The organism is Deinococcus sp. Arct2-2, assembly GCF_004801315.1.
Classification (GTDB): domain Bacteria; phylum Deinococcota; class Deinococci; order Deinococcales; family Deinococcaceae; genus Deinococcus.
On sequence record NZ_SSNW01000057.1, the window covers coordinates 12,804 to 38,560 of the forward strand.

Consider the following 25,757-nt stretch of genomic DNA (forward strand, 5'->3'; position numbering starts at 1 on the left):
TTCCTTTGGGGATGGGGCCGGGCGGTGTCGGTCGCCACTGGTGTGCTCCGGCGGCGCGGGTGAACCTCAGCACTGGACAGCCGCTGCCGGCGGCCATCTGGTACGGCCTGAGGTTACTTGGACTCGGTTCGGGCCAGCGGCTCGGCCCGGCCCTGCAGCGCGGCGCGGGCAGTGTCCCAGGCACGGTCTTCAGGGTACAGTGCGCTGCGGAGGTAGGCCCAGGTCAGCCGCTGAACCGCCGACACCCGCTCGGGGTTTTCATCGGTCGTCTCGGCGGCGTCGTAGCCGGAGACGCCCCCGAGGATATGCTCTCCGCCGAGAATCGTCAGCAGATCCTTGGGGCCGGGACTCAGAACATACGGGTCGGAACGCCAGTCCACGCGATCGGAGAACATGGGATTCACGTCTTGGTCCCCCGCGACCACCAGGGCCGGCGCCGTCATCTCGGCGAAACTGTTGTTGCCCAGTTCCGGGTAGTGTTCGGACGCGAAGGCCGCGAGATCGGCCCCGTTGCCCGGCCCGGCCATCACCACGCCCACCTTGATCCGCGCGTCCGAGAGGTCGAGGGCGGTTCCGTCGTTGGGGCTGGTGATCCGCATGCCCGCGAGCATGGCCACGGTGTGCCCGCCCAGAGAATGCCCGACCGCGGCGATCCGGGTGCGGTCGAGTCGTCCGCTCAGGCCCGGCACGGTGGCCTCAATCTGATCCAGATGGTCGAGGATGGCGTGCATATCCTGGACGCGGGAGCGCCAGAACAAGGGCCCTTCGGGGCCGGTAGGATCGAGGCCGAGCGCCTTGGAGTCCTGGTGGGTCGGTTGGATCACAGCGAAGCCGTGGGCGGCGTAGAAGTCCACGAGCGGGCCGTACCCGCGCAGGGAGGAGAGATAGGTCGATCGCCCGTGGCCGTGCGAGAACAGAATGACGGGCAGCTGGTCGCCCACGGCGGGCACGGACACCTTCAGTTCCAGCGGCGCCAGGCGGCCCGGCACGCTGAGCACCACCGGGCTGAAGGAGAGGACGGGCGTAGATTCAGTCACGGGAATGAAGTCGGCGGTGCGGACAGGGGTATTCATGGCAAAACTCCTTGGATGAGGGTGTCGGTCGCCCCCTGGCTTCGGCTTTCGCCAGGTGACGGGTTCAGGCGGGCGCGGCGGCTCAGGACTGGAAAGCGCTAGAGTGTTCGAGGTCGTCAAGAAAACCGGGCTGCCCGGCAGGACGCCAGCCGAGGCGCTGCTGGGTCAGGGCGCTCGACGCCGGCGCGGCCATGGCGACGGGAAAGGCCAACCAACCGAAATGAGCGGCGGCGTCCTCGGTGGACAGGGCCACCACCGGGAGCCCCAGGCCCTGCCCGATGGCCTGTGCCATGGCCTTCACCGGCAGGCTCTCTTCGGCCACCGCGTGATATCTCGCCCCAGCCACGCCCTTCTCTAGGGCCAACCGGTAAAGCGGGGCGACGTCGAGCCGGTGGACGGCGGGCCAGCGGCCCTCATCGGCCCCGACGTAAGCTGAGACGCCCTTCTCGCGGGCCAGCGCGATCATGAAGGTGGCGAGTCCCTGCTTGTCGCGGTCGTGCACCTGCGGCATCCGGACCACCACGGCCCGCACGCCGCGCTCCACCATCGACAGGGCGGTCTGTTCCGAGACCCTGGGGGTGCGCCCCGGCGCGTCTGGCAACGCGTCGTCTTCGGTGGTTGGACGGTTCGGTGTGATGGGCAGTCCGGAGGTGATGATGAGGGGCCGACCGGTGCCTTCAAGCACCTCACCCAGCACCTGGATGGCCCGGCGATCGGTCTCGCTGTGCTGCGCAAAGTTGGAGAAATCGTGGTTAAAGGCGGTGTGGATCACGCCGTCGGCGCCGGCGGCGGCGCGGCGCAGGCTCTCCGGGTCTTCAAGGTTGCCCCGGTAGGCTTCGGCGCCCACGGCGCTCAACGACCGGGCCGCCTCGTCGGTGCGGGCCAGGCCCAGCACCTGATGGCCGGCCCGGAGGAGGTCTGAGACAACGGCGGAACCGACGAAGCCGGTGGCACCTGTAACAAAAACACGCATGAGATCTCCTGGAAACTGTTGGTCTGAATGAAGGGCTGAAAGGTGCTTGAGGGCCCCGGCAATGCGCTGTTCGGTGCGGGGCTGCAGGGGTTTCCTTACCAGGGGATGTCGCCGGTGGCCGGGTTGTACTCCTCGCTGAAGAACTTGCCGCTGGGGCCGCGCTCGTCTAAGACGGCGTACTTCACCAGACGCGCTCCGGCTTCCTGCACGGTGCCGGTGCCGCGGTGCCCGTTGAAATCGGTGGCGATAAAGCCGGGATCGACCGCGTTGACCTTCAGGGGCGTATCCCGCAACTCGTAGGCCAGGTCGATGGTGTACATGTTCAGGGCCGATTTGGACGGGTGGTAGACGGCCCCTTTGTGGCTGTAGTACTGGTAGCTGGGGTCGTTGTTCAGCGTGAGCGAGGCCTGGCTCGACGACACCATCACGATGCGGGGCTGCGGGGCCTGCTGGAGCAGATCGATAAACGCCTGCGTCACCATCACGACTCCGAAGTAGTTGGTGTCGAACACCCGGCGAAAGGCGCTGATATCGGCCTTGAGCGCCGATTGCGGCATGCCGCCGTTGATTCCAGCGTTGTTGATCAAGACGTCCAGCGACGCCGTCTTGCTGCCGATCTCTGCCCGCGCCGCCTGAATGGACGCCTGATCGGTCACGTCGATCTGGACGGCTTCAACCTCGGTCAACCCTTCGGCGTTGAGCTGCGCGACGGCGTCCAAGCCATTGTCTAACGTGCGGCTCCCGAGGTAGACGTGATAGCCCTGTTGGAGCAGTTGGCGGGCCGTTTCAAAGCCAATACTCTTGTTGGCTCCGGTGATGAATGCTGTAGGCATGTGGGACTCCTGTGGGTTGAGGACGTCAGAATCAGAGGGGTCTGGTCACCGGGCGTTCTATCGGCTATGCTGGCTAAGCGGAACGTCGTTCCTATACATTACGGAACACTGTTCCGTTTGTCAAGCCTATGAAGGAGATCTGGAGAATGACTGACCTGAATGCGCCCTCCGCGCCACGTATCCCTCCCAAGCGGGCCGACGCCCAGCGCAACAAGCAGATGCTGCTGGACGTAGCCGCTGCCCTGTTCGTCACCTCCGGCGTCGAGGTGCCGGTGCGCGAGATCGCGGCCCGGGCCGGCGTTGGCACCGGCACCATCTACCGCCATTTCCCGACGCGGGCAGAGCTGATCATCGCCGTGTACCGGCACCAGGTCGAGACCTGCGCCGAGGCTGGCCCAGTGCTGCTCGCCCGCTACGTCAGCCCCTACGCCGCTCTGGGGGAGTGGATTCAACTGTTCGTGGATTTTCTGGCCACCAAGCATGGCCTGGCCGACGTCATGCAGCCGGGCGATCCCAGCTTCGACGCGCTGCACCGCTATTTGATCGACCGCCTGGTGCCGGTGTGCATGGCTTTTCTAGACGCGGCGGTGGAGGCTGACGAGATTCGCCCAGACATTCAGGCCTACGAACTGATGCGCGGGGTGGGCAACCTGTGCATCGGTGCCGGGAACGATGCCCACTACGATGCCCGTCGCCTGGTCGCCCTGCTCATCGCCGGACTGCGCCGTGCACAAGCAGACGCGCGCGTTGACCCGGGCGACGAATTGAGCGGGTAAGACCCCGCATGCCCCCAAGTGTGCGGTTGAGGCGTTCTGCGAGGCCCTGGCGCTGGACGTCGCGCCGCTGGGGGGCCCGGCGTGCTGCGGATTGCCACCGCTTGGCACCGGCCTCAGACTGGGGCCGCCTTCCTCTCTGAAATCCATACCTTGGGGCAAGAGCGCCATGGGTTGACCTGGCAACCGTTGACTGAAACAGCGCCTTTGTTCATTGATCAGTACGCGGAACACGCGCGTGCCTTGCCCCGCTGGGTCGATTTGGGATTGCAGGCCGCCGCCTGGCTGCCTCTGGGAGACTATGAAGGCGCGCGGTACCTGCTGCTGGTCACTCGGCTGGATCAGGCCCAGGCGTGGCAAGACGGTGACCGCGCCTTGATGCAGGCGGCTGAGCAGTTGATTCAGCAAGCACTTGACCGCCAGACCCGTCTGCAGCAGATCAAACAGGTCGCGTCCCTCGACCCCCTGACGCAGCTTGGAAACCGCTGGGCCTTTGACGCCGCCCTCCTGCAGCTGGACAGCACGGGACAAGATTTCGCAGCCCTGATGCTCGATATTGACGGCCTCAAGCGTCTCAATGATCGCGAAGGCCATGCCCGGGGCGATCAATTACTGGCAACTTTCGGGCAGCTGCTCAAACGCGAGTTCCGACTTTCGGACGAGATGTACCGGGTAGGGGGAGATGAGGTCGTGATCCTTCTCCGCCAACCTCATCTGCCAGGTACAGCAGAACTGGAGCGCCGTCTTCACGCCGTGCTCTCGGCTTTGAAAGCAGCTGAATTTACTGACATCGACATCAGCGTGGGGGGAGCCCAACGGGGCAGCAGAGCAGTTTCTGCCGCCACAGTGATTGAAGAGGCCGACGCACAGATGTACCGCGTCAAGCGTCAGCACCACGGGGACAGGTCAGGCGGGCACCCTACCCAGTTGGAGAGGCGGCTGTCCTGAGAGCCAGCACGCACAGGTCAGCGGCTCACCGAATTTCAGGCTGCTCATTCACTAACAGTCGCGCTTGCTGTTGGCAAGAGCAGCGCGTAGCCAAGCCAGCAACACGGCTGGATCCAGTCCGTTCACAACGCTCTGCGCCCTCCTGATCAGAGGTGATTCGGAAGCACGTCCTTAGCCGCGCACCTGCCGCTGACGAACCAATCCCACCCAGACTCAATCCATTCCTACTGCGGCTAAAAGCTACATTCACCCGGAAATACCCGCTCAGCGGTTCAACACTGTGCGAGACAGGATGAACGGCAGGCGCACTGATCGGGGCAACACCAGTTCGCCCCAGCGCCAAACTGCGTACTCTTGAGCAGAAAAAGAACCGCATTTCGCTCTCTTGAGCATGAACATCACGGCAAGTTCGTGGTCATTCCGCCCAAGCGAACTCAGATGCTCTTGGAGACCCATCAAAGCGAGGAAACCCGACGGTCACGCCTTTCCGTGACTTGACAGGTAGTTTCGGGCCCACGTGGCTCCCACCCGCTGGACGATGCTGGAGACACCTCTCTCCTCCAGATCGCTGTCCAATGACGCTGTTCGCAACCACAGGTCTGGCAGGCCCATTACTGGCACGGCATGCCACTGAACGGGGAGGACAAGAGCTTTGCAGTTCCCTCTCAGGGATTGGCCAGGGAGCAGACCGGGGGTTGGCTTGGCAGCGTCCCCCATCTGCTTGTCAGATCACTTCAAATTTCAGAAATTTCTGTAAACTCAGAACATGCTTGAACCCAGACTGCAATTCATCGAACGCACTGGAATCGTGATGGAAGGCTTGGGGGTTCAGCGGGTGGCGGGGCGGGTGTTGGGTGCACTGCTCACCGCGCCGCCGCAGGGCCAGACCGCCAGCGAATTGGCCGAATTGTTGGCGTCCAGCCGCGCCGGAATTTCGACGGCCACGCGCACGCTGACCCTGATCGGCCTGATTGAGCGGGTATCCGTAAGGGGTGAGCGTGCTGACCGCTACCGCATGGTGCCGGGGGCGTGGGCCGCCCTGACCGAGCAGGGGCAGCGCAAACTGGACGCCATTCACCAGTTGGCCGACGCGGGTTTGGTTGCCTTACCGGAGGGCGGCGATCCCGGTCCCCTCCAGGAAATGCAGCACTTTTATTTCAGCTGGCAGCAGGAATTTCCAGAAGTGCTGCGGCGCTGGCGCGACAGCTACCGCCAACAACTGGAGCCTCGGCAAGGCCTTCAGGAGGAACGCCCATGACCACCCACCAATTTCCTGCTGCCCTCCCCCCAGCCATCGAACTGCACGGCCTCTCCAAACTGTTCCGGGGCGGCGCGGGCCTGCATCCGCTGGAGCTTCAGATAGAGCGGGGCGAGATTTTTGGATTCCTGGGGCCGAACGGGGCAGGCAAAACCACCACCCTCCGGACGCTGATGGGCTTTTTACGGCCCACCTCCGGCAGTGCGCGCGTGTTGGGGCACGACGTGTGGCATGAGCGCGAGGCCGTTCATGCGCTGGTGGGGTATCTGCCCGGAGAATTGACCTTACCCGCTGCCGAAACTGCCGCCCAAGTGTTTGGGGAAGCGGCCCGGCAACGCGGAGCAGCCGGAGTCGTGGCGAACGCAAAAATGCTGTGTGAGCGCCTGGAACTCGATCCGACGCGCAAGATCGGCACGCTCAGCAAGGGCAACAAGCAAAAGGTGGGGCTGGTGCTAGCACTGATGCACGCGCCCGAGGTGCTGCTATTGGATGAACCTACCGATGGGCTTGACCCTTTGGCACAAGACACTGTTCTGACGCTGCTGCAAGAGGCGCAGGCCGAGGGCCGCACGGTGCTGCTGTCGAGCCACATGCTGGCGGAGGTGGAACGGGTCGCGCAGCGGGTGGGCATCGTGCGGGCAGGCCGACTGGTCCGCGCCGAACGGCTGGACCACTTGATTGCGGGCCTGCCCTCACACCTGACCGTGACCTTTCGCGGCCCAGCGCCCACCCTCCCCTCTGAATCAGCACTGGGCCTGACCGATCTGTACTGGCAAGCGCCCACTGTCAGCCAAGGGCCGACGCTGCGGGCCACCTTGACGGGCGAGCCCAATCCACTGCTGCGGGCGCTGGCGGGGGCCGAGGTCGCCTATTTCCGGCTGGAACGCGCCAGCCTGGAAGAAGCCTTCCTGAACGATTACCGCAGCCAAAACGCTGTTCAGAGCGGGCAGGAGGAGCCACATGCTTGAATTTACGCGCAGTTGGCTGCGGGGCGCACGCGGGAGTCTGCTGTGGTGGTCGGTGGGCCTGTGCGCTTATGCGGGGATGCTGTGGGCCTTTTATCCGTCGCTGCGGGGCAATACGGGCATCAACGACCTGCTGAAATCCTATCCCCAGAGCGTGCGCGACCTGTTGGGCGGGGCCGATCTGAGTACGCCGGGGGGCTATCTGTTTGCCGAACTGTTCAGCTTCATGCTGCCCCTGGCGTGGATCGTACTGGCGGCCCTGTGGGGATCGCGGGCCATCGCCGGAGACGAGGAGGCCGGACGGCTGGAACTGCCTCTGGCTGGCCCCCGCAGCCGGGGCGCACTGCTGGCGGGCCGCAGTGTGGGCGTGCTGCTGGGCATGCTGACGGTGGGCGCGGTCACGGGTGTGGGCGTGTGGCTGCTGGGCCTGCTGGTGTCTTCGGGCCTCGGCCTCGGCCCACTGCTGGCCCGGACCGTGTTGCTGGCGCTGGCCTGCTGGGTGTTGGCAGGGCTGGCCCTCGCGGTAGGAGCCGCCACCGGACGTGCAGGCGCGGCGTTGGGAGCCAGCAGCGCTCTAGGGTTGGCCCTTTTTTTGATGTATTCACTGGGAGGTCAGGTGGCTGCACTGCGCGACTTGCGGCCTCTGCTTCCCTTTTGGCCCGCACTGGGTGGAGGCGCGTTGGGTACCTTCGGCTGGCCGGAAGCGGCGCGGGGGCTGGCGCTGTTGGGCGTCGGGCTGGCCCTGCCGCTGCTGGCAATTCCGCTGTTCAACCGCCGGGATGTAGGGAAATAGCGGGTGGGAGTCAGATTGGCCCGAAAAGACCTGTTAAGTCACTGAAAAGCGTGACCGTCGGGTTTTCTCGCTTTGACGGTTCCCCAAGAGCACCTGAGGTCGCTTGAGCGGAATGACCACGAACTTGCTGTGATGTTCGTGCTCAAGAGGGCGAAATGCGGTTCTTTCTCCGCTCAAGAGTACGCAGTTTGGCTAAAGGGCGTACTTCCCCCTTCCCCCATGAATCTGACTGGTTTCTGATCCTACGCTGCACTTGCTGACACGAACGCTACCTGTAGGCCGAATAAGGGAAGCACCTCTCAGCAGACATGACCCATCGGTGCACTGCGGTACTGGGACAGTCACGAAGAACGCAGGCGGTGGATCATTCAATAGCCAGCGTGTCCATCACAGCCCCAGTGATCTTGTCGAGAAATCCTGCAATCACTCGCTGTTCAGAAGGCGTCAGTGCGTCAACCTCAGCCATGACCAGTGCCAGGAAGGCGCCCAGCCTAGGCGTATCCGTGGACTCTCCTGCGAGCGACTTCACCAGCACACTCCGCCGATCCGTGGGATGAGGGATGCGCTCCACGAACCCGCGTTTGACAAGGCGATCAATCAGGACTGTGGTTGGCCCTGATCCCATCTGAACCCGGTGGGCCACCTCCTTGGCGCTCAGAGGACCGTACAGGCGAATGTGTTCATTGGCAACGAGATCGGACAGGGCTAGCTTGGTCTCATTGGACAGCATGCTGCTCAGCGAGTGTAGCGCGGCATTCAGGGCTATGAATGAATCAAATAGCGCTAAATTGTTCTTACTACCTTCTGTAGTGTCTTGAATTACTTTTTGCTCTAACATGTTCCTATTATACTCCCTCGCAGCAGACCAACTGACTGTGTCTGCCGCTCCAGTGGGATCCGGTGCCACGCTAGCACCGGTCTATTTTTGTTGAATTTCTCCCCTTTCTCACGTCCGGTGGCTCGCCACCGGACGCAGGCACACCCATGTCTGAATGGAGGTGTTCTCTCGTCCATCACTGACCTTCCCCCGTTTGCCCCACCGCCAACCTTCAGGAGACGCCGACATGCCCAACAACCCCGTGAATGCCCTGACTCCTCTTCCAACTCTCGCCCGTACGTCCTGGCATAGCGTTCCCCCCGACTCCGTTTTGGACGCGATACGCGGCGATAACTGATGAGCCGCAAACTTCAGGCGGGCATCGGATTCATCTTCATCACGGTGATCATTGACGCGCTGGGGGTGGGCCTGATCATTCCCGTATTGCCCAGGGTCATCGAGTCGTTCGGGGACGTGGGTCTATCGCAGGCCTCCAGTTTCTACGGGTTACTGATCGCGCTGTATTCGCTGATGGCCTTCCTGTTCGCCGGCCTGATGGGCAGTCTGTCCGACCGCTTCGGGCGGCGTCCGGTGCTGCTGCTGTCGTTGTTGGGCCTGGGCCTAGATTACGTGATTATCGCCCTCGCGCCCAACCTGTCTTGGCTGATCGTCGGACGGGTGCTGGCGGGCATCTTCGGAGCGAGCCAGGTTACGGCTCTCGCGTACATCGCGGACGTGAGTCCCCCCCAGGATCGGGCGAAGAACTTCGGCCTGATCGGAGCAGCCTTCGGCTTAGGCTTCATCATTGGGCCGCTGCTGGGCGGCGTTCTCGGGGGCATTGAGCTACGGCTGCCCTTCTGGGTGGCAGCGGGCCTGTCGCTGCTGAACGTGCTGTACGGCCTGCTGGTCCTCCCCGAATCGTTGCCACCTGAGCGACGCCAGCCGTTCAGGTGGTCACGCGCCAATCCCGTCGGCTCACTGATGGCCCTGCGCCGGACGCCCAGCGCGCTGACCCTGACCGCTGTCTACGGGCTGACCCGACTTTCCCTGAATGGATTGATCGCCGTATGGGTGCTGTACACCGGCTTCCGTTTGGGCTGGAACGTCACCCAGATCGGTCTGTCCCTGGCGTTTACCGGGATCTGTCTCGCCGTCGTTCAGGGTGGGATGGTCGGTCCGGTGGTGGCCCGACTGGGCGAGGTGAAGACCACACTGCTGGGCCTGACCCTCTCTACCCTGGCCTACGTGCTGTTTGGCCTGTTCACCACAGGCTGGATGTTGTACGCAGCCATCGTTCTCTCCGCCTCGGGTGGCTTGGTGGCCCCCACTCTACAGGGCATGATCTCCAGCCGAGTGCCACCCACCGAACAGGGGCTCCTCCAGGGCGCGCTGGCGAGTCTCAACAATCTTGCCAATGTCGTCGCGCCCCCCGTGGTGGCCGGTCTCTTCGCGTATGTCGTTTCCCCGTCGGTTCGCTCTGGATTCGTGGGGACACCGCTGTTTCTGTGCGCCTTGGTTGAGGGTTCGGCCCTGCTGGTGACGTGGGTGGCGTTCCGGCGTCTCAAACCGCCCGCCGACAACGTCAACCCGTCTATTCCTCACTCCGTCCAGTTCTGAATCCTTTCCCTACTCCAAGAGGATGCCACAATGACCAGCCAGTTAGACACAACCATTGCCGCGTTCGAGAAGGGCCTCACTGATTTCTCCGCAGCCAAGGGTGCCAAGAGCATCGACACTTGGTTGAAGACGCTGGAGAAAGCGGATTTTCACGGGGCCAAGATCATCCACGAGAATCTAAGCAAGCTAAAGACGCACCTAGAAGCGGATGAAATCGATGTTCCGGCCATTGGCGAACTGCTTCGCAACCTTGCCGAAGAAACAGGACGAACCGCCAGCCAAGCGGACGGCGCGGTAGGCGAAAAGATCTTGCAGTTGGCGGGGCTGCTGAGCCAAGTTGGCAGTGACCTGAGTCGGTAATGCTCTCGCTCGGTGAGGGGGCATTCTCCCACCGTATTCCCTCGATTAAGGAGACTCCCATGCCCAGCAAGACCCTCAAGACTCTCGCCCAACAGATGGCGGGCATCAACATCGCCATGTTCAACACCCGTACAGAAGGCGGTCACACCGCTGCCCGCCCCATGAGCAACAATGGCGAGGTGGAGTATGACGGCACCTCCTACTATTTCAGCTTTGATCAGTCTCGTACAGTAGCCGACATCCGTCGCGACGCGCAGGTATCACTGGGCTTCCAGAGCGGTAAAGGCCTCTACGTGACGGTGCAGGGTCAGGCCAGCCTGACCGACGACAAGGCCCAGATGAAAGACCACTGGACACCAGCACTTGATCCCTGGTTTAAGGACGGCGTGGACACACCGGGCATCGTGATGATCCAGGTAAAGGCCGAGCGCGTCCACTACTGGGACACCGAGGGCGGTAAGCAGGAGCAGGGCGAGATCAAACTCTAGTTCGCAGGGTGAGGGCGGTTTCCTCCATGGGGGCCGCCCCACTATCTTTTCCCCATCAGCGCAAGGAGCCAAATGACCGATTTAGAGCCTATCCGAGTGCGCGGCGCACGAGAGAACAACCTGAAAAACATCTCCGTCGACCTGCCCAAACGCCAGATCACGGTGTTCACCGGCGTGTCCGGCTCCGGCAAGTCGTCCCTCGTGTTTGACACCATTGCTGCCGAGGCCCAGCGTCAGCTCAATGAGACGTTCACCCGCTTCGTGCAGGGCTTCCTGCCCAGCTATGGACAGCCGGACGTGGACAGCATCAAGGAACTGAATGCGCCCATTATCATTGACCAAAAGCGCGTCGGCGGCGGCTCACGCTCGACGGTGGGAACCTTCACTGAGATCAACGCCGATGTGCGAGCGCTGTTCGCGCAGGTGGGTCAGCCGTCTGCTGGGCCTGCCGCCGCCTTCTCCTTCAACACGCCCCAAGGGATGTGTCCCGAATGTGAGGGGATCGGCACAACCACCCAGCTTGACCTGGATCGCTTCCTGAACCACGAGCAGTCGCTGAATGGCGGCGCGGTGCTGCACCCAGAATTCAGGGTCGGCCGCTGGGTTTGGAAGATCTACGCGCTATCGGGGCTGTTCGAGAATGACAAGCCGCTGAAGAACTACGGCAAGGCGGAACTGGAGCGCCTGCTGTACGGTCTGCCCGCAGGCCAGGAGTTAAAAGTCGAGTTTGGCGGCTTCGCGTATCAGTACGAGGGTCTAGTGGAACGCTTTACCCGCATGTACCTCAAAAAGGACGCCGGGGAGATGGCCGCACGCAACCGCAAGGTCTTCGAGCAATTCACGGATACCCGCACCTGTCCCGCCTGCCATGGTGCGCGGCTGAATCTGGCAGCGCTGGAGAGCCGCATTGAGGGACACAACATCGCTGAGTTGTGTGAACTGGAAGTCAGCGCCCTGGTAGACGTGCTACGCGGGCTGAAACAGCCCAAATCTGCTCCGCTTGTCAAGGCGGTCATCCGGCGGCTGGACGCCCTAGTGGAGATCGGGCTGGGCTACCTGAGCCTGGGGCGTGAAACCGCCACGCTATCGGGCGGCGAGTCTCAGCGGGTCAAGATGATCCGTCACCTGGGCAACAGCCTGACCGACATGCTCTACATCTTGGATGAGCCTAGCACCGGCATGCACGCGCGGGATGTCGAGCGGCTCAACGGGCTGCTGCGGGAGCTGCGCGACAAGGGCAACACGGTGCTGGTGGTGGAGCATGATCCGGACGTGATCGCGGTGGCCGATCATGTCGTGGACATCGGGCCAGGGGCAGGCACTCACGGCGGTGAAGTGGTCTTTGAAGGCAGCTACGCCAAGCTAAAAAACGCTGACACCCTGACGGGGCGTTTCCTGGCGCAACACCTGCCGATCAAGGAAGAGGTGCGGCGGGCCAGAGGCCAACTGAGCATCAAGAAGGCGGTGCAGCACAACCTCAAGAGCGTCGACGTGGACATCCCCACAGGCGTGCTGACGGTGGTGACTGGCGTGGCGGGTTCCGGCAAAAGCACGTTGATCAACGGCGTATTTCTCGCCCAGCACCCAGACGCCATCGTGATCGACCAGGCCAGGGTGACGGCCAACGTCCGCTCGGCCCCGGCCACCTACACGGGTATCATGGATGACATCCGCAAGGCGTTTGCTAAAGCCAACAACGTGAGCGCTTCGCTGTTCAGCTTCAACAGTGAGGGCAGTTGCCCGAACTGCAACGGGCTGGGCGTGACCTACGCCGACCTGGCGTTCATGGAGGGAATCACGTCCACCTGCGAGGTCTGCGGTGGCAAGCGCTTCAAGGATGAGGTCCTGGAGTACACCCTGCGGGATAGGACCATCAGCGATGTGCTGGGGATGACCGCCGAGGAGGCCCTCGCCTTCTTCACCGAGAAAAAGATCCGCAGCGTTCTTCAGGCCATGAACGATGTGGGCCTGGGTTACCTGACCCTGGGCCAGCCGCTCAGCACGGTATCCGGCGGGGAGGGCCAGCGCCTGAAGCTCGCCACCGAGCTACACAAGCAGGGCAGCGTGTACGTGATGGACGAACCCACCACCGGACTGCACCTCTCGGACATTGGCCTGCTGATGGGCATCATTGACCGACTGGTGGACGCGGGGAATACGGTCATCCTGATTGAACATCACTTGGACGTGATCCGGCAGGCGGACTGGATCATTGACCTGGGACCAGAGGGCGGCAGCGGGGGCGGAGAAGTGCTGTTCGCGGGGCCACCGGGTGATTTGCAGGGGTGCGAGCGCAGCGTGACCGCGCGTTATCTTTGAAGCGGCCAGGAGCGCGGGAAAAGCGATGGGGTCATTCAAGGAGGCTTTACCGCCTCCGCCCATAGTCTTGTGAAAAGACAAAACGCGCCCATCCTGACCAGCGCTCAGCGCCAGCAATTCACCCGGTTCCCAACGCTGGACGAGCGCCTGCTGGCCCAGTATTACCTGTTGAGCGAGAGTGATTTGAGACAGGTAACGGCCCGCCGCCGCAATTTCAACCGCCTGGGTTACGCTGTACAACTCACTGTGCTGCAACACCTTGGACGCACCCTGGGTGCTGGAGAACAGCCTCCACCAGAAGTCCTTGGGTATCTGAGCGAACAACTTGGCCTAGATAGGGTCTGAAAACTCTGTCAGCAAGAGGGGAGAATCCAGGAAAGTCCGTCTCAGACGGACTTTCCTTTACGTTCTGGCTAAGCGACGAACCATCAGACGAATCATGACTTCATAGACCAGGTTCTCGGTGGTTTCCGCGATGACCAGAGAGCGGATGTGATGGCGCTGCTGCAAGCAGGGCCTGATCCACACCTTTATCCCGATCAACGCTGGACCTGTCCCCGAGCGCGGGAGGTCATCGGCATGAAATTTGACGTCTGGTACCACGTGGATCACCTGATTCGCTTGCTCCATGCATGGGGCACCTTGAATCACGGGTTGACCAGCATGCTCAAACGGGTAGACACGGCCGTGTACAGCGTGATCCGGGACGTGGCACAGGACTTGCCGTGGCGTGCGGGTGACCGCAGCTTCGGCCTCAGCAACGGCGGCGTGTCCTTGGCCTTTGATCAATACAATCAAGCCTTGGTACCCGCAACGGTTCGGGCCAATCTCAAAGCCGTTGAAGGCTTGATTACGTCTGGTGCCGTCACTGTTCCAGCCAAATAGCCATACACAGTTCTTCTCTTTACGCCCTGTCTGAACTGAGCCCAGATTGTAGGACAAGCAGAAGGCCGTTGATGATGGCGGTCACCAGACCGTGCGCAATGTTGGGCGATTGGAAGTTGGGACTGGCGTTATGTGCTGGTCTGGAAAGGACAACGCGCTGGCGGTGCTGCCCAGATCGGGCGCTGCACGGTGAACTTAGGTTTAAGTTCTGTATCGTCATACCTGCGGTGCCACACCGGTGTCGTGGCCGGAGAGAGCGGCGGAACCAGCCATGACCAGTTTCCCTTGACGGCGCGCCCAGCGCGCGCCTCTCGCTCTTCGAAATGCCGGAATTGGCGGGTGACGCTGTGGTGATCGGCCAGCCGAATGCCCGCTTCGTCGAAGGAATGCAGCACGGCCACGTTGAGCTCCACCAGCGCGCGGTCCAGCCACAAGGTGCGGCGCCGGGAAGTGTCCAGCCCCAACGCTTGAGCTATCGCTGGCAGCAGGTTGTAGCGGGCTTCATCCGCCAAGTTGCGCGCGGCAATTTCGGTCTGCAGGTACCAACCGTTAAAGGGCGCACCTTCAAAGCGTTGCCCTCCGATCTCCAACGTCATGTTGCTGATCACTGGTAAGGCATGCCAACGTAAGCCGAGTCCAGCCAGCGCAGCACAGCTCGGATGGGTGATCGGCACTTCGTGAATGGCGTCGGACGGGAGCTCGAAGAGCGTGACGTTGCCTTCAGCCTCGATGGCCAGGGGCAAGACGTCAAAAGCACTTCCAGGCCCACCCGCCCACCCCAACTGCTGCACATACTCGGTCAACGCGATGTTTTGCGGATCACCAATGACTTGACCATCCGGTTGACGGTATCCGGCATAGCGAATCAATTGATCATTGTAAATACGAATGCCGGGCCCAAACACACTCATCAGCGGGCGGATGCGCCCGCCGTTCAGCGCCCCGCGCAGGTGGTCGCAGAGGGCCTCGAAGACCTGCGGCGCCTGCGGGAGATGACGCAAGTCATGCACTTCCAGGGTGGCCCAGGGCAGCCGTCCGACACAGCGGGTGCTGTTGCGCCACGCCATGCGCGCACCGTGGGTCAGTTCAGGCGTGGTGAGGGAGAGATGCTCACACTGCTCGATCTCTTGCCGCCGTGCGGCGAATCCTGGCAAACCTGTTTCGCGGTGATACATACCAAGGAAGGCCAGCGTCTCGTCCACTTCTGTGGAGACAGGCAGCGGGGGAGGGAGATGAGGCACAGGCATGAGGCCTATGTTGCCCGTTTCCAGCCTATAAAATGTCCCCAATTGCACCCCACAAAGAGGAGTTGACTTAAAGACAACATCAACCTGCATCCCCTTTGGCCCACTGTTTACAGACGACAGGAACGAGACTTGCTCGCCTTCGTCCAGCGAGCGGCGGCAAACCGTGGATCGCCTGGATCGTTCCGAGGTCGAACAACTCATCGCCGCCGCGTACCGTCTGCGGTCGACCCTGTACGGCCTCCTCGTGAAAACGCTGTTTTACATGGGGCACGGGTGAGCGAACTCACGTGAGTGCACGTAGAAAACGTGTATTTCGATCTTGAACCCCTACAAGTACGCTTCACGCACGCCAAAAAGGGCAGCGACCGCTTCGTGCCGATCCTGCCGTCTCTGACACAGGAATTCCGGATCCATCTCGTGGCCCACCGAGCGGGCCACCTGTTCGAAACAAGGCCGCCATGATCATGACGCGGCGCGGACGGTGCAGGCCGTCGTGCAGCGAGCGGCGAAGGACGCGGGCCTTGAAAAACATGTCCACCCCCGTCTGCTGCGCCACAAGGTTGCGACGTGACTGCTTGACCGGGGGATGCCCATTGATCAGGTGCAAAAATTCTGAGGACACCGCAATGTCACGACAACCCAGATCTACGCGGAGATGAGCACGGGTCAAATGGGCCGCAGCTACCTCACGGCTCTGGAACGGTCGTGAGAGGGTGTCCGACCCGTTTGCCCCCGGAATTTAGTGCCCCCGTACGGCAGGTCAGCCTCCCCCGGTCCCGGTGAGACCACACAACCCGCCCAAAGCTTCTAGAAAGTTCATCCACCTGTTCTTCTGCTGACCACATGTGAGCTTGATGGCAGCCATTGAAGTTGTGAACAGCAGTTGGCACCTCCCCTGCCTTCAAGAGCGTTTGGAATAATGGATCCATGACACCCTTCACTTCAGGCTCAGCACGGCTTGAGCCTGAGCACCTCTCCCTGCTCAACATGTTGCCCTGCATGGCCTGGCTCCTCGACTCGCAAGGGCACATCCAAGCGGTGAACCCGGCCTTCGTCGACGCGTTTCCGGAGTCCGTCCCTGGCCTTCTGAATCAGCCTCTGGCAGCCCTGCTCACAACCGATCGACTCGACTCAGCCCCCTCTGGGTGGACCCCCGGGTCCTACAACGGCACTCCGCTCCAACTGCAGCTCCTGCTTCCCGTCGACAACGAATCGGCCTCCATTGTTCTCGAAGCCCAAGTGACGTGCTTGCCGGGAACAACTGACGTCTGGTTGGCCACCCTCATCCCAGACGCCCGCCGCGGCCAGCTAAAGTTGCAGCAGGACTCGCATGCACTAGAGACACTCAACCGCATTCAGCACACCATCTCGGCTGAACTCGATCTAGAAAAGGTGGTTCAGGCGGTCACGGACGCCGGAGTGGAGCTGACCGGGGCGCAGTTCGGAGCATTTTTCTACACCATCAACAGCCATCAGGGTGAGCCGCTCACGCTGTACACGTTGTCGGGTGCTCCAAGAGAAGCGTTCGCTCACTACCCGCTCCCGCGCATGACGCAGGTGTTCGGACCGACCTTCCGCAATGAACGCGTCGTGCGCTCAGATGACATTACCCAGGATGCCCGCTACGCGCGCAACGCGCCGTATCACGGCATGCCTGCCGGACATCTGCCGGTGCGCAGTTACCTGGCCGTGCCCGTGGTGGCGTCCAATAGCCAGGTCATTGGTGGTTTCTTCTTCGGGCACGAGCGGGCGGGCGTGTTCGGCGAGCAGGCGGAACAGCTGGCCGTCAGTTTGGCAGCTCAAGCAGCCGTGGCGTTTCAGAATGCCCAACTGTACCGGAGTGCTCGGCTGAGCGAGCGACGCTTCCGGTCACTGGTGGAAGCAACCTCGCAGATGGTCTGGACGTGCGCTCCTACCGGCGAGTTTCAGACGCCGCAAGCCGACTGGCAGCGGTTTACCGGGCAGACGGAGCAGGAGGCCCTGGGGTGGGGCTGGCTTGACGCGGTTCACCCGCATGACCGGGCGCACGTCCGCCAAAGCTGGTCTAGGGCCGCTGAACTTCAGCGCCCTTATCAAGTCGAGTGCCGGGTGCGCCGCTCGGACAGTGCCTACCGGTTTATGCAGGCGCGCGCCACCCCCGTGCAAAGCGAGAGCGGTTCGGTCAATGAATGGATTGGGGTGCACGAGGACATCACCGAGCGCCGCGACGCCGAGCAGCAACTGCGTGACCGCGAAGTCCTTTATCAGACGCTGGTCGAGCATGCGGTCGTGGGCGTGAGTCGTCTGACACCTGATGGGCGGTGCTTGGACATCAATCCAGCTGGAACGGCTTTTTTGGGCTATTCCAGGGAAAGCCTGATCGGGGGCCATATCAACGCCGTCACGCATCCTGGTGACCGACAGGCCACGGCCCATGCCCTCCAGCGCCTGCTCAAAGGCGAGGTGGAGGCGGTGACCGTGGAAAAGCGCTACCTCCGACCAGACGGGTCGATGGTCTGGTCGAACTCCAGTATCTCGGCCGTTCGCCAAGAGAACGGAGCGGTGGCCTACCTGGTGGTCACCATGGCCGACATCACCGCCCTCAAACAGGCTGAAGCTGAACTGCTCCGGCTGAATGCAGAGCTCGAACTCCGAATCCAGCAGCGCACCACCGAACTGGAACAGGAACGCGGCTTCCTGCGCACCTTGCTGGAGAGCCTCACCGAAGGCATTGTGGCCTGTGACGCTCAAGGCCGCCTGACGGTCTTTAACGATGTGACGCGGACGTTCCACGGCCTGCCACCAGAGTCGCTGCCTCCAGGTGAATGGGCCGCGCATTACAGCCTGTACCGGGAAGATGGGGTGACGCCTCTGCCCACCGAAGAGATTCCTCTGCTCCGGGCATTCCAGGGTGAGCAGGTTCGTGACCAGGCCATGGTGATTGCGCCCGTACAGGGAGAGCGACGCTGGGTGAACGCGAGCGGGAACCCCATGTACAACCTGAGCGGCGAAAAAGTCGGGGCAGTGGTGGCCATGCAGGACGTAACGGAGCGTCGGGTGGCGGAGCACGAAATCCGCCGGGTGAACGCGGAGCTTCAGCGCAGCAATGCGGATCTCGAACATTTCGCCGCGGTCGCCTCACACGACCTAAAAGCGCCCCTTCGTACCATCACGAGCTTTTTGCAGTTGTTGGAGCGGCGGTACGCGGAACAGCTGGATGAGAAAGGCCACAAGTACATCGCCTTTACTGTGGAGGCCGCCGCACGCATGGACGCCTTGATTGACGATCTGTTGGCCTATGCCCGGGTCGGCCGGCAACGAACCATCATGACCTTGAATCCGGAACACGTGATGCAGGAGGTCGCTGACAATCTGAGCGCCAGCTTCCAGGAGAAAAGTGCGCGGCTGATCGTAGGACCCTTACCAGCGGTGCAGGCCGACAGCACCCAGCTGCGGCAGGTGTTCCAGAACTTGGTGGGCAATGCCATCAAGTTTCAACCGCCGGGCCGAACGCCTGAAGTAGACGTCTCTGCCAGAGCAGATGGGGGTTGGGTGCATTTTCAAGTGACGGACAACGGCATTGGGATTGCCCCAGAGTACTTTGAAAAGGTGTTTGGCCTGTTTCAGCAGGTGCACGGCAACACGGAGTACGCGGGATCTGGTCTCGGCCTGGCCATTGTTCGCAAAATTGTCGAAGAGCATGGGGGGCGGACGTGGGTGACTTCCGTTGAAGGCGAGGGCACCACCTTTCACTTCACACTGCCGGGCTGCGACGTGCCCCTCTGAAGAGTGTCTGGGGGAAGGCTCTCGGCAGTTGTCCCAGTTGAAGTGAACGTCAGGCAGAACATGAGTTTGAGCAGGCCTACAGTGGTCGCCGACGGCGGGAGTGAAGGCAAAATGCCTACATCGTTTTATCGGACACGTTCGGATGATGGGTGTGACGCCCCAGCGAGCGAGGACTGGAGACCAGGGCAGACGTGACGGGTGGCGTGAGGATCCTCTGCACGTCTACCACGTTGAGGCCAAGGGTTTTCGCGAGTTTCTCCGCGTCCCAGCCCTTAAAGACTTTGGCTATGGCGAGTTCCCCAATGCCGAACTTCAGACCCTGTAACTTCCAGACTGCTGGACCGTGATGGATCGGATCAAAGCCATTCACGTGATGATCCTCACTTCACAAAACGCCTCCAGCGCCCTGTCACAGCTCCACATTGAACAATTGAACATGACTTAACATAGCTTCTGAGAAATTAAACGGTTCCCACATTCCTGCACAAGGAAAGACAGGGCAAAGAGCGTGGTCTCTTGAATCCCCTATAAAGCTCGTGCTGAACGTGAAAAGTTGATTGACGGTTGAAGCGAGCCGAGAGGGGTATGTATGCCCTACACCACCTATGAATTAAAAGTTAATGGGAGTAAGAGCCTGTCTGGAAAGGTAGGGAGTAAGGAGAAACTGCGGTTGGCTGGGCACAAGCAGTACGTCTGCGAATCAGACAGCGAATGAACGCGAGGAAAATAAAGGCTTCGGTGGTCTGGGGCAGCAGGTCATCTTCACGGTTGAGTCGACGGTCAAAGGACAACCAAGCGAGGCTGCGCTTCACGACCCAGCGCTTCTTGATGACCACAACGCTCCGGTGACCACGACCAGTGTTGATCTGTCCTTCCGTCAGTTCTTGTCCCTCCGGGAGCCAACTACCCCCAGGTAGTGGCATCGGAGCGCTGAGGGGGTCTCCACGGTGGAGCCAAGGTGGGATTTCCGAAGTCCGGTAAGCTGAGCCCATGTCTTTTGCTCTGCGCCTCGTGGCGCTCGCAGGTCTGGTTCTCGCTTCTCTGGCGTCGGCAGGCGGTGGCCCTCGCCCCCCTGTTTCCAGCGCTCCCGTACTCAGGGCCTCGCTGGTGGGTGCGGCGGCGGCGAATCAGAGCCTCAAGGTGCGCCTCTCACTCACCAACGCGGCCGCCCAGCCGTATTCCGTGCCGGCCCCCCTCTGTCCGGTGAGTGTGACGGTGCGGGCCCGGGCCTCAGGCGCGGTGATCGTTCCCGATCCGGCGCCGGTCATCGACTGCTTGCCCGCGGCGCAACCAAAGGTGGGTGCGGGGAAAACAGTAGTGATCGACTGGCTGGTCAGTGCCCTGCCCGCCGGGCGCTACTGGCTCGACCTCAGTCTCGGCTTCGGCAAGTTGAACGCGGCGCCGTTGGCGGTGGACGTGAAATAGGGGTGACGACTCCGCAGAGGGCGACAGTGGGCTGAGTCGTCACCAGAGGTCTGTGGAATCACGTTCATGACCAGGGGCCGCCGCAGGTTGCCCCGCTGGGGATGAAGATCGCTGCAATCCTGATCCGTCGGGAAAACGCCGAGTTCACGGCGCAGACGGAGAACTGGCGCACCTGTGGGAAACCCAGTGGAGGCGAGTCGTTTCAGCTGGAATCTCTGGAATTGCGGCGGGACGCAACAGTGCTCAGTGTGCGCTCTCCCCTGAGAATTCGCCAGCAGAATCGGCAGGCTGTTGCGGGGAACAGCGGAGGCTCAAGCTGCTGTTTGGCATCAAGCGGGTTTCGGCAGCGGCTGGCTTCATGCCGTTCTGTATCAGGGCCTCTGGCAGCTGCAGGAGTTTTCCCTTTGGCAGCGGAAGCGAGACCATCTGCTGTCCGGGGTAACTCAAGTGAGAGACTGTCTGGAAAGAATGCTGGTTGGGGAATGGCCTGTAGAATACTCTTTTTTCAATGACGCGGCGACCTACCTACCCCAGCGACACCAGCGATGAAGAGTGGGCCATTCTTGGCCCACTGATCCCTGCCCCCCGACTTGGCGGGCGTCCGGCTCACATCGCTCGCCGTGACATCCCACGTCAGCACATCACACCAGCAAGGTTATGCGGCTCCTCAATTCCTGACCCTATTCTGAAGGAGCTGACCACTCTGCTTTGACACGGGGGCACAGAAGAGAGGGGGTAGGGGGAGTAAGCGTACACCCCCCACTGGGGGGATAACCCATTCGCGCATTGATTCAAGGTGTGGGATATGCTTCAATCTTTTTTATCAGTACAGTTCCTTCAGGATCTGGCTGGTAGAGGCAGTGATGCGTGGTCCTGTATTCGGGCACCTGGGACGCGCGGAGCCAGTGGTGCGACCGACTATCTGTCAAGCCGTCGAGAGAATGACGGCGTCCTTACCCCCATCACAGGGAGAGCGCTGAAACAGCGCTCAGGAGCATGCATGAGAACTATTGTTCGGAACGAGTCCGTGGCCGGCTTAGCGCTGACGGTTCGCATTACTTTCGACCACGGCAAGGCCCACGGCACCATCGCACTGGGCACTGATGTCCCCGGCGGGGACGGCATCTGGGTTCAGGCGAACACCCTAGATGACGCCGTCACGGACATCATGACCCAGGTGCGGCGCCTGGGCATGAAGAGCTATGAGCAGTACCGCATGGCCGACTTGCGAAACTCGGCCGTGCAGTTTCTGCTGCCGATCAGCGAAAGTGGTCATGCCAGCGCCTTTGATTGCTGGCTCCTGAACCGGCTGATCGCGCGGTGTCCATCCTTTGAAGTCGGGTGGACGCCCCTGCCGGGCTCCGCGGCGAACTTCCGGTTAATCTGCGAGCGCTCAACCATTTCCGTTGAGGTGATCTCGACACAGATGCCCCACACCAGCTGTACGGGTGTGGTGACCGCGATTGACGCCTACACGGTGATGACGGTGGTGCGTGGCCTTGCCCGGCAATTGCCCGCTTCTGCCGCTGAAGCGGCGGACTGAGAGGCTGCTGATGTCCCGCGTCTTCCTGCTGCTGTCGGCGCTGTTTCTGGGGGCCTGCGGCAGAGCCCCCCTCCCTTCCAGCTCCATGTCCGTCACCAGCCTCTCTGCGTCTCCTTCAACGCCCTCTGCAGGGCACAGTTTCTCGTCCAGTGGAGCCCGCTTGTGGGCTGAGGGCGCCCGTCTCTGGGGAGAAGGAGGAACTTCTGTCCTGTCCAGCAACGCGGCTTGGCTGCAGCAGGTCAGGGCCCAGGAGGCACAGGCCCAATCTGGTCAAGCCGGGAGAGGCGTGACGATTGCTCTTCTCGATTCGGGCGTTGATTTCACTCATCCCCTGTTGCGCAGTGTCCTGCTTCCTGGGCATGACTTCGTAGACGGAGACGGGAATGCTTCAGAGCAGGGTGACGAGACTGACCTGATCTATGGCCACGGCACAGCCGTCGCCGGAGTGCTGCAGCAGATGGCCCCCGCCGCCAGAATTCTACCGCTGCGCGTTTTAGGAACCGGTGGATTTGGCCAGGCCGCCCACGTGGCTCAGGCGATCCGGCTGGCAGTCGATCAGGGCGCGCAGATCATCAATCTAAGCGTCGCTGGGTCAGTTTCAAGCGAGGGGGTTCGGGCCGCCCTCCAGTACGCCGCGTCCAGGAACGTTCTGGTGGTGGCCGCCAGTGGGAATAATGGAGGAAGCGCGCCTCAAGCTCCTGCAGACGCCCTGAATCACAAGAATCGCCTTGGGGACTTTGGACTTTCGGTGACTGCAGTGGATCAGAGCGGTCATCTGCCCAGCTGGAGCAACCGGGGAGGAGAAGTCCTGGCCCCCGGAGTCGAGATTCACACGTCCTATCCTGGCGGCCGCTTGGTCACGGCCAGTGGTTCTTCGTTCGCCGCGCCTGTGGTCAGTGGCGCCCTGGCCCTTGCACTGGCCCAAGGAAAAGAAGCTCAACCCCTTGCCGCTCAGCTGTCCACGGGGAGACTGCTGGACGTCGAGGCGTTGCTGAAGTGATACAGGCGGTTGCGTCCGCCGAAAGCCGTTCTCAGACCATGGGTCCCTTATGTGACCAGCTGTTGGGCCAAGCCCGGGCACTGCGAGGAGTTGATGACGTCCGGGCCATCCTCCTCTTTGAACAGGTGGTCGTGCTGGCTCGGCGACAGCCTACTCCGGCGGCACTTGCGGACGCCCTTAACAGTCTGGCTGGTCTAGAGCATGCCCGTGGCGACAGTTCGGGCGCGCTGCTGCATCTCGAAGAAGCGCTCGCGGTGCGGGAGGCCGCCCAAGATGATGAGGGCGCAGCTGTCGTGCTGTGCAACCTCGGCGTCGTCTATCTCGACTTAGGAAACTTCAATACAGCGCTGGAGCACTTGTTGCGTGCACAGGCGACCTCAGTTCAGACCACGCCATCGCGTGCAGCGGTGGTGGCCGGAAATCTGGCCCGGACGTATGACGCCCTCAACATGAGTCAAGAAGCCCTCGTCTACTCGACTCAGGCGCTGCACCTGACACAGGATGCTGGACTGGTGACTGCTGAGGCTGCGGTGTCGATCAATCACGCGGATCTGCTGCGCCGTCACGGCGACTTTGCACAAGCGGGTACACTGCTGGAACGGGCCCTTGAATTGGTTGAAGGCTGCGGCATCCGGGCCGCCAGCGCCCTTCAAGGCCTGGGACAACTGCGCCGCGATGAGGGCCGTCTCCCTGAGGCGCTGAGCGCTTTTCAGGCGGCGCTGCACCTCGCTGAGAAGGAACAGGATCTCGACGTGATTCTGGAAACGCGCTGCGGCGTCGCGCAGACCCTGCTGCAGTTGGAGCGGCCTCAGGACGCACTCGGCCTGTTGAAAGCGGCCCTCACGGATGCGTTGTCGACTGGCCGCGCCCGAACCTATGTCCGTGCGCTGAAGCTGCAGGCCCAAGCCATAGAACAACACGGGGATCTGAAGGCGGCCCTGACCCTCTGGCAGCAGGCACACGCAGCGGAGACGGACGTGCTCCAAGCTGAGGCAGAGAAGCGGACTCGGGAGCTGACTGCGCGCGGCGAGCTGGAAAAGGCCCGCGCCAAGCTCGAGCAAGAGCAGGCCCGCTATGAAGTTGAGCGTGATGCCAAGGAAAAACAGGCCCGGGAACAAGCGACCCGCTTGAAAGAACTGGAACGCTTGGCGCTGTACGACGCGCTCACGGCTCTCCCCAACCGCCTGCTGCTCGCCGAACGGGTGTGCGCCGCGCTGAAGACTGCTGCTCAGCAAGGCGAACAGGTGATGCTCGGCGTTCTGGATCTCAATAAATTCAAGGAGGTGAATGACACGCATGGCCACCACACGGGAGACTTACTGCTTCAGCAAGTCGCTCAGCGACTGATCGGCGCTGTGGAGCCCGGACACACCGTGGCCCGAACCGGCGGCGACGAGTTCGTGGTGCTGATGCCCGGGGTGAATGACCGGAATACGCACGAGGTCGCCAGGCGGTTGCTAGAGGCGTTTGATGACCGCTTCTATCTGGATGGAATAGAACTCTCGATGCGCCCGAGTATGGGATTGGCCTGCTATCCCCAGGACGCTTCAGACTTGGCAGGCCTCCTGGAGCGTGCCGACCAAGCGATGTACCGTGCGAAAGCCCGGGGCAGCGGCTTTGAGTTCGGAGGCACTTCAGTTGGACTCGCGCCTGCGACGTTGGAAGCGGCCCTGCACGGGGCCCTGAGGGCAGGTGAGCTGCACCTCGAGTACCAACCTCTTGAAGACGACTGTGGGCAGTGGGTCGCGGTGGAAGCGCTGCTGCGCTGGCGCAGTTCCATCTACGGGAACGTCACGCCCGATCAGTTCCTGCCGCTGGCCGAGCGGAGTGGACTGAGCCGGGCCCTGGGTGAATGGACGTTACGGCAGGCGTGCACTGAACTGGCCCGCTGGCCGTCCCTGATGGTGGCGGTCAACGTCTCCGCGCGTCAGCTCGCTGATCCGGGCCTGCCCGATCAGGTTCGGCGAGCTCTACACGAGGCTGGAATCGTACCCGCGCGGCTGGCCCTAGAGGTGCGTGAAGAGGAGGTAGCCCGTGCGCCGGAACGGTCACACCGGGCCCTGGCGGAGTTGCGGGCGATAGGCGTGCAGCTGACCCTGGATGATTTTGGGGGAGGACATGCCCACTTTGCGGGCTTGGCTCAGCTGCCCGTCCATGCGGTGAAGCTTGACCGCGCCCTGATTCACGGGATGGACGCAGGGGCACGGGAACTCGCCCTCGTCCAAGCCGTCACGAATCTTGCGCGGGCATTGGATTTGACCGTGATCGCTAAGGGGGTCGAGACCTCGACTCAGCGCACGCATTTACAGGAAATGGGGGTCAGGAGATTGCAGGGCTTTCTGGTGGCTCCGCCGCTGAGCGTAGACGCTCTACACCGCCACATGAACGCGCAGATAGTGAACACCCCATCCACTCTCCAGATCTGCGACTCGGCTTAACGGCTGGCTTTGGTTCTGTTGCCTCAACTGGCCTCACAGCAGGTGGGCTGGCCCCCATGTTTGGACGACTTGGAGTGGAGACTCGGCTCACTGCACGCGAACAACGAAGCTGTCATACACATTCCACCGACCTTGACGAGTCAGTACCGTGCTCGAAAAGGTCACAAGAAGAATGATGTGTTATACGGGATTAAACTGAGTCGCGAATATGAGACCTGCCTCGCTGTTCCCGCATCA

The 25,757-nt window shown here is 62.0% G+C and carries 23 protein-coding genes and 1 riboswitch; of the genes, 17 read left to right on the forward strand and 6 right to left on the reverse strand.

Translation table 11 applies throughout. The annotated features are described in order from the left end of the window. Positions 1-113: 113 nt before the first annotated feature. The 3 genes from E7T06_RS18780 to E7T06_RS18790 all read right to left on the reverse strand — a co-directional run bounded on the left by E7T06_RS18780 (position 114) and on the right by E7T06_RS18790 (position 2,879). On the reverse strand, positions 114-1,073 hold the full coding sequence (locus E7T06_RS18780) for an alpha/beta fold hydrolase (RefSeq protein ID WP_136367295.1): 960 nt from the start codon (positions 1,071-1,073) through the stop codon (positions 114-116). Between the two features lie 82 nt (positions 1,074-1,155). Further along, the gene (locus E7T06_RS18785; RefSeq protein WP_136367296.1) at positions 1,156-2,046 is read right to left on the reverse strand and encodes an SDR family oxidoreductase; all 891 of its coding nucleotides are present in this window, start codon (positions 2,044-2,046) and stop codon (positions 1,156-1,158) included. A gap of 95 nt (positions 2,047-2,141) precedes the next feature. Beyond that, positions 2,142-2,879: an SDR family oxidoreductase gene (locus E7T06_RS18790; protein WP_136367297.1), complete on the reverse strand. Its 738-nt coding sequence runs from the start codon at positions 2,877-2,879 to the stop codon at positions 2,142-2,144. A 146-nt stretch (positions 2,880-3,025) separates the two neighbouring features. On the opposite strand from E7T06_RS18790, the gene E7T06_RS18795 reads away from it, so the two are divergent. The 5 genes from E7T06_RS18795 to E7T06_RS18815 all read left to right on the forward strand — a co-directional run bounded on the left by E7T06_RS18795 (position 3,026) and on the right by E7T06_RS18815 (position 7,616). Next, positions 3,026-3,655: a TetR/AcrR family transcriptional regulator gene (locus E7T06_RS18795; RefSeq protein WP_136367298.1), complete on the forward strand. Its 630-nt coding sequence runs from the start codon at positions 3,026-3,028 to the stop codon at positions 3,653-3,655. An 81-nt stretch (positions 3,656-3,736) separates the two neighbouring features. Then, positions 3,737-4,600, forward strand: a complete 864-nt coding sequence (locus tag E7T06_RS18800) for a GGDEF domain-containing protein (RefSeq protein WP_136367299.1) — start codon at positions 3,737-3,739, stop codon at positions 4,598-4,600. A 766-nt stretch (positions 4,601-5,366) separates the two neighbouring features. Further along, positions 5,367-5,858, forward strand: a complete 492-nt coding sequence (locus E7T06_RS18805; protein WP_136367300.1) for a MarR family transcriptional regulator — start codon at positions 5,367-5,369, stop codon at positions 5,856-5,858. Further along, positions 5,855-6,826 (forward strand): ABC transporter ATP-binding protein, encoded by a 972-nt coding sequence (locus E7T06_RS18810; RefSeq protein WP_136367301.1) that lies wholly within the window; start codon positions 5,855-5,857, stop codon positions 6,824-6,826. The genes E7T06_RS18805 and E7T06_RS18810 overlap by 4 nt, the downstream gene beginning before the upstream one ends. Beyond that, positions 6,819-7,616 (forward strand): ABC transporter permease subunit, encoded by a 798-nt coding sequence (locus tag E7T06_RS18815; RefSeq protein ID WP_136367302.1) that lies wholly within the window; start codon positions 6,819-6,821, stop codon positions 7,614-7,616. Before E7T06_RS18810 ends, E7T06_RS18815 begins: the two co-directional genes overlap by 8 nt. Before the next feature lie 364 nt (positions 7,617-7,980). On the opposite strand, the gene E7T06_RS18820 is transcribed toward E7T06_RS18815, so the two are convergent. Next, positions 7,981-8,454, reverse strand: a complete 474-nt coding sequence (locus tag E7T06_RS18820; protein ID WP_136367303.1) for a MarR family transcriptional regulator — start codon at positions 8,452-8,454, stop codon at positions 7,981-7,983. Positions 8,455-8,790: 336 nt separating this feature from the next. Here E7T06_RS18820 and E7T06_RS18825 point away from each other — a divergent pair, with 336 nt between their 5' ends. The 6 genes from E7T06_RS18825 (at position 8,791) to E7T06_RS21540 (ending at position 14,102) form a co-directional block, all read left to right on the forward strand. Beyond that, positions 8,791-10,050, forward strand: coding sequence for a TCR/Tet family MFS transporter (locus E7T06_RS18825; protein ID WP_136367304.1), 1,260 nt, complete (start codon positions 8,791-8,793; stop codon positions 10,048-10,050). 30 nt (positions 10,051-10,080) lie between these two features. After that, positions 10,081-10,410 (forward strand): hypothetical protein, encoded by a 330-nt coding sequence (locus E7T06_RS18830; RefSeq protein ID WP_136367305.1) that lies wholly within the window; start codon positions 10,081-10,083, stop codon positions 10,408-10,410. Positions 10,411-10,469: 59 nt separating this feature from the next. Continuing rightward, on the forward strand, positions 10,470-10,898 hold the full coding sequence (locus E7T06_RS18835; protein ID WP_136367306.1) for a pyridoxamine 5'-phosphate oxidase family protein: 429 nt from the start codon (positions 10,470-10,472) through the stop codon (positions 10,896-10,898). 72 nt (positions 10,899-10,970) lie between these two features. Beyond that, complete coding sequence (locus E7T06_RS18840) at positions 10,971-13,217, forward strand: excinuclease ABC subunit UvrA (protein WP_136367307.1); 2,247 nt, start codon at positions 10,971-10,973, stop codon at positions 13,215-13,217. A 69-nt stretch (positions 13,218-13,286) separates the two neighbouring features. Further along, positions 13,287-13,562, forward strand: a complete 276-nt coding sequence (locus tag E7T06_RS18845; protein ID WP_168733651.1) for a DUF4158 domain-containing protein — start codon at positions 13,287-13,289, stop codon at positions 13,560-13,562. A gap of 150 nt (positions 13,563-13,712) precedes the next feature. After that, complete coding sequence (locus tag E7T06_RS21540; protein WP_205750981.1) at positions 13,713-14,102, forward strand: winged helix-turn-helix domain-containing protein; 390 nt, start codon at positions 13,713-13,715, stop codon at positions 14,100-14,102. Between the two features lie 128 nt (positions 14,103-14,230). On the opposite strand, the gene E7T06_RS18855 is transcribed toward E7T06_RS21540, so the two are convergent. Continuing rightward, positions 14,231-15,349 carry a nitric oxide synthase oxygenase gene (locus E7T06_RS18855; protein WP_136367309.1) on the reverse strand — a complete coding sequence of 373 codons (1,119 nt, stop codon included), beginning with the start codon at positions 15,347-15,349 and terminating at the stop codon, positions 14,231-14,233. A 291-nt stretch (positions 15,350-15,640) separates the two neighbouring features. Here E7T06_RS18855 and E7T06_RS21380 point away from each other — a divergent pair, with 291 nt between their 5' ends. Together E7T06_RS21380 and E7T06_RS18865 are read left to right on the forward strand one after the other, a co-directional pair. Then, a complete protein-coding gene (locus E7T06_RS21380; RefSeq protein WP_168733652.1) occupies positions 15,641-15,811 on the forward strand; it encodes a hypothetical protein in 171 nt (56 codons plus the stop codon). Positions 15,812-16,276: 465 nt separating this feature from the next. After that, positions 16,277-19,114 (forward strand): PAS domain S-box protein, encoded by a 2,838-nt coding sequence (locus E7T06_RS18865; RefSeq protein ID WP_136367310.1) that lies wholly within the window; start codon positions 16,277-16,279, stop codon positions 19,112-19,114. Positions 19,115-19,229: 115 nt separating this feature from the next. Here the strand turns inward: E7T06_RS18865 and E7T06_RS18870 are convergent, their stop codons facing one another. Continuing rightward, on the reverse strand, positions 19,230-19,484 hold the full coding sequence (locus E7T06_RS18870) for a hypothetical protein (RefSeq protein WP_136367311.1): 255 nt from the start codon (positions 19,482-19,484) through the stop codon (positions 19,230-19,232). 620 nt (positions 19,485-20,104) lie between these two features. Between E7T06_RS18870 and E7T06_RS18875 the strand changes: the two genes are divergently transcribed. The 4 genes from E7T06_RS18875 to E7T06_RS18890 all read left to right on the forward strand — a co-directional run bounded on the left by E7T06_RS18875 (position 20,105) and on the right by E7T06_RS18890 (position 25,520). After that, the gene (locus E7T06_RS18875; RefSeq protein WP_136367312.1) at positions 20,105-20,539 is read left to right on the forward strand and encodes a hypothetical protein; all 435 of its coding nucleotides are present in this window, start codon (positions 20,105-20,107) and stop codon (positions 20,537-20,539) included. 844 nt (positions 20,540-21,383) lie between these two features. Then, positions 21,384-21,468: riboswitch (cyclic di-GMP riboswitch) on the forward strand. Between the two features lie 71 nt (positions 21,469-21,539). After that, on the forward strand, positions 21,540-22,082 hold the full coding sequence (locus E7T06_RS18880; protein WP_136367313.1) for a hypothetical protein: 543 nt from the start codon (positions 21,540-21,542) through the stop codon (positions 22,080-22,082). A gap of 286 nt (positions 22,083-22,368) precedes the next feature. Further along, positions 22,369-23,082, forward strand: a complete 714-nt coding sequence (locus E7T06_RS18885) for a S8 family serine peptidase (RefSeq protein ID WP_168733653.1) — start codon at positions 22,369-22,371, stop codon at positions 23,080-23,082. Positions 23,083-23,144: 62 nt separating this feature from the next. Continuing rightward, positions 23,145-25,520 (forward strand): EAL domain-containing protein, encoded by a 2,376-nt coding sequence (locus E7T06_RS18890; RefSeq protein WP_168733654.1) that lies wholly within the window; start codon positions 23,145-23,147, stop codon positions 25,518-25,520. The last annotated feature ends 237 nt before the right edge of the window (positions 25,521-25,757 follow it).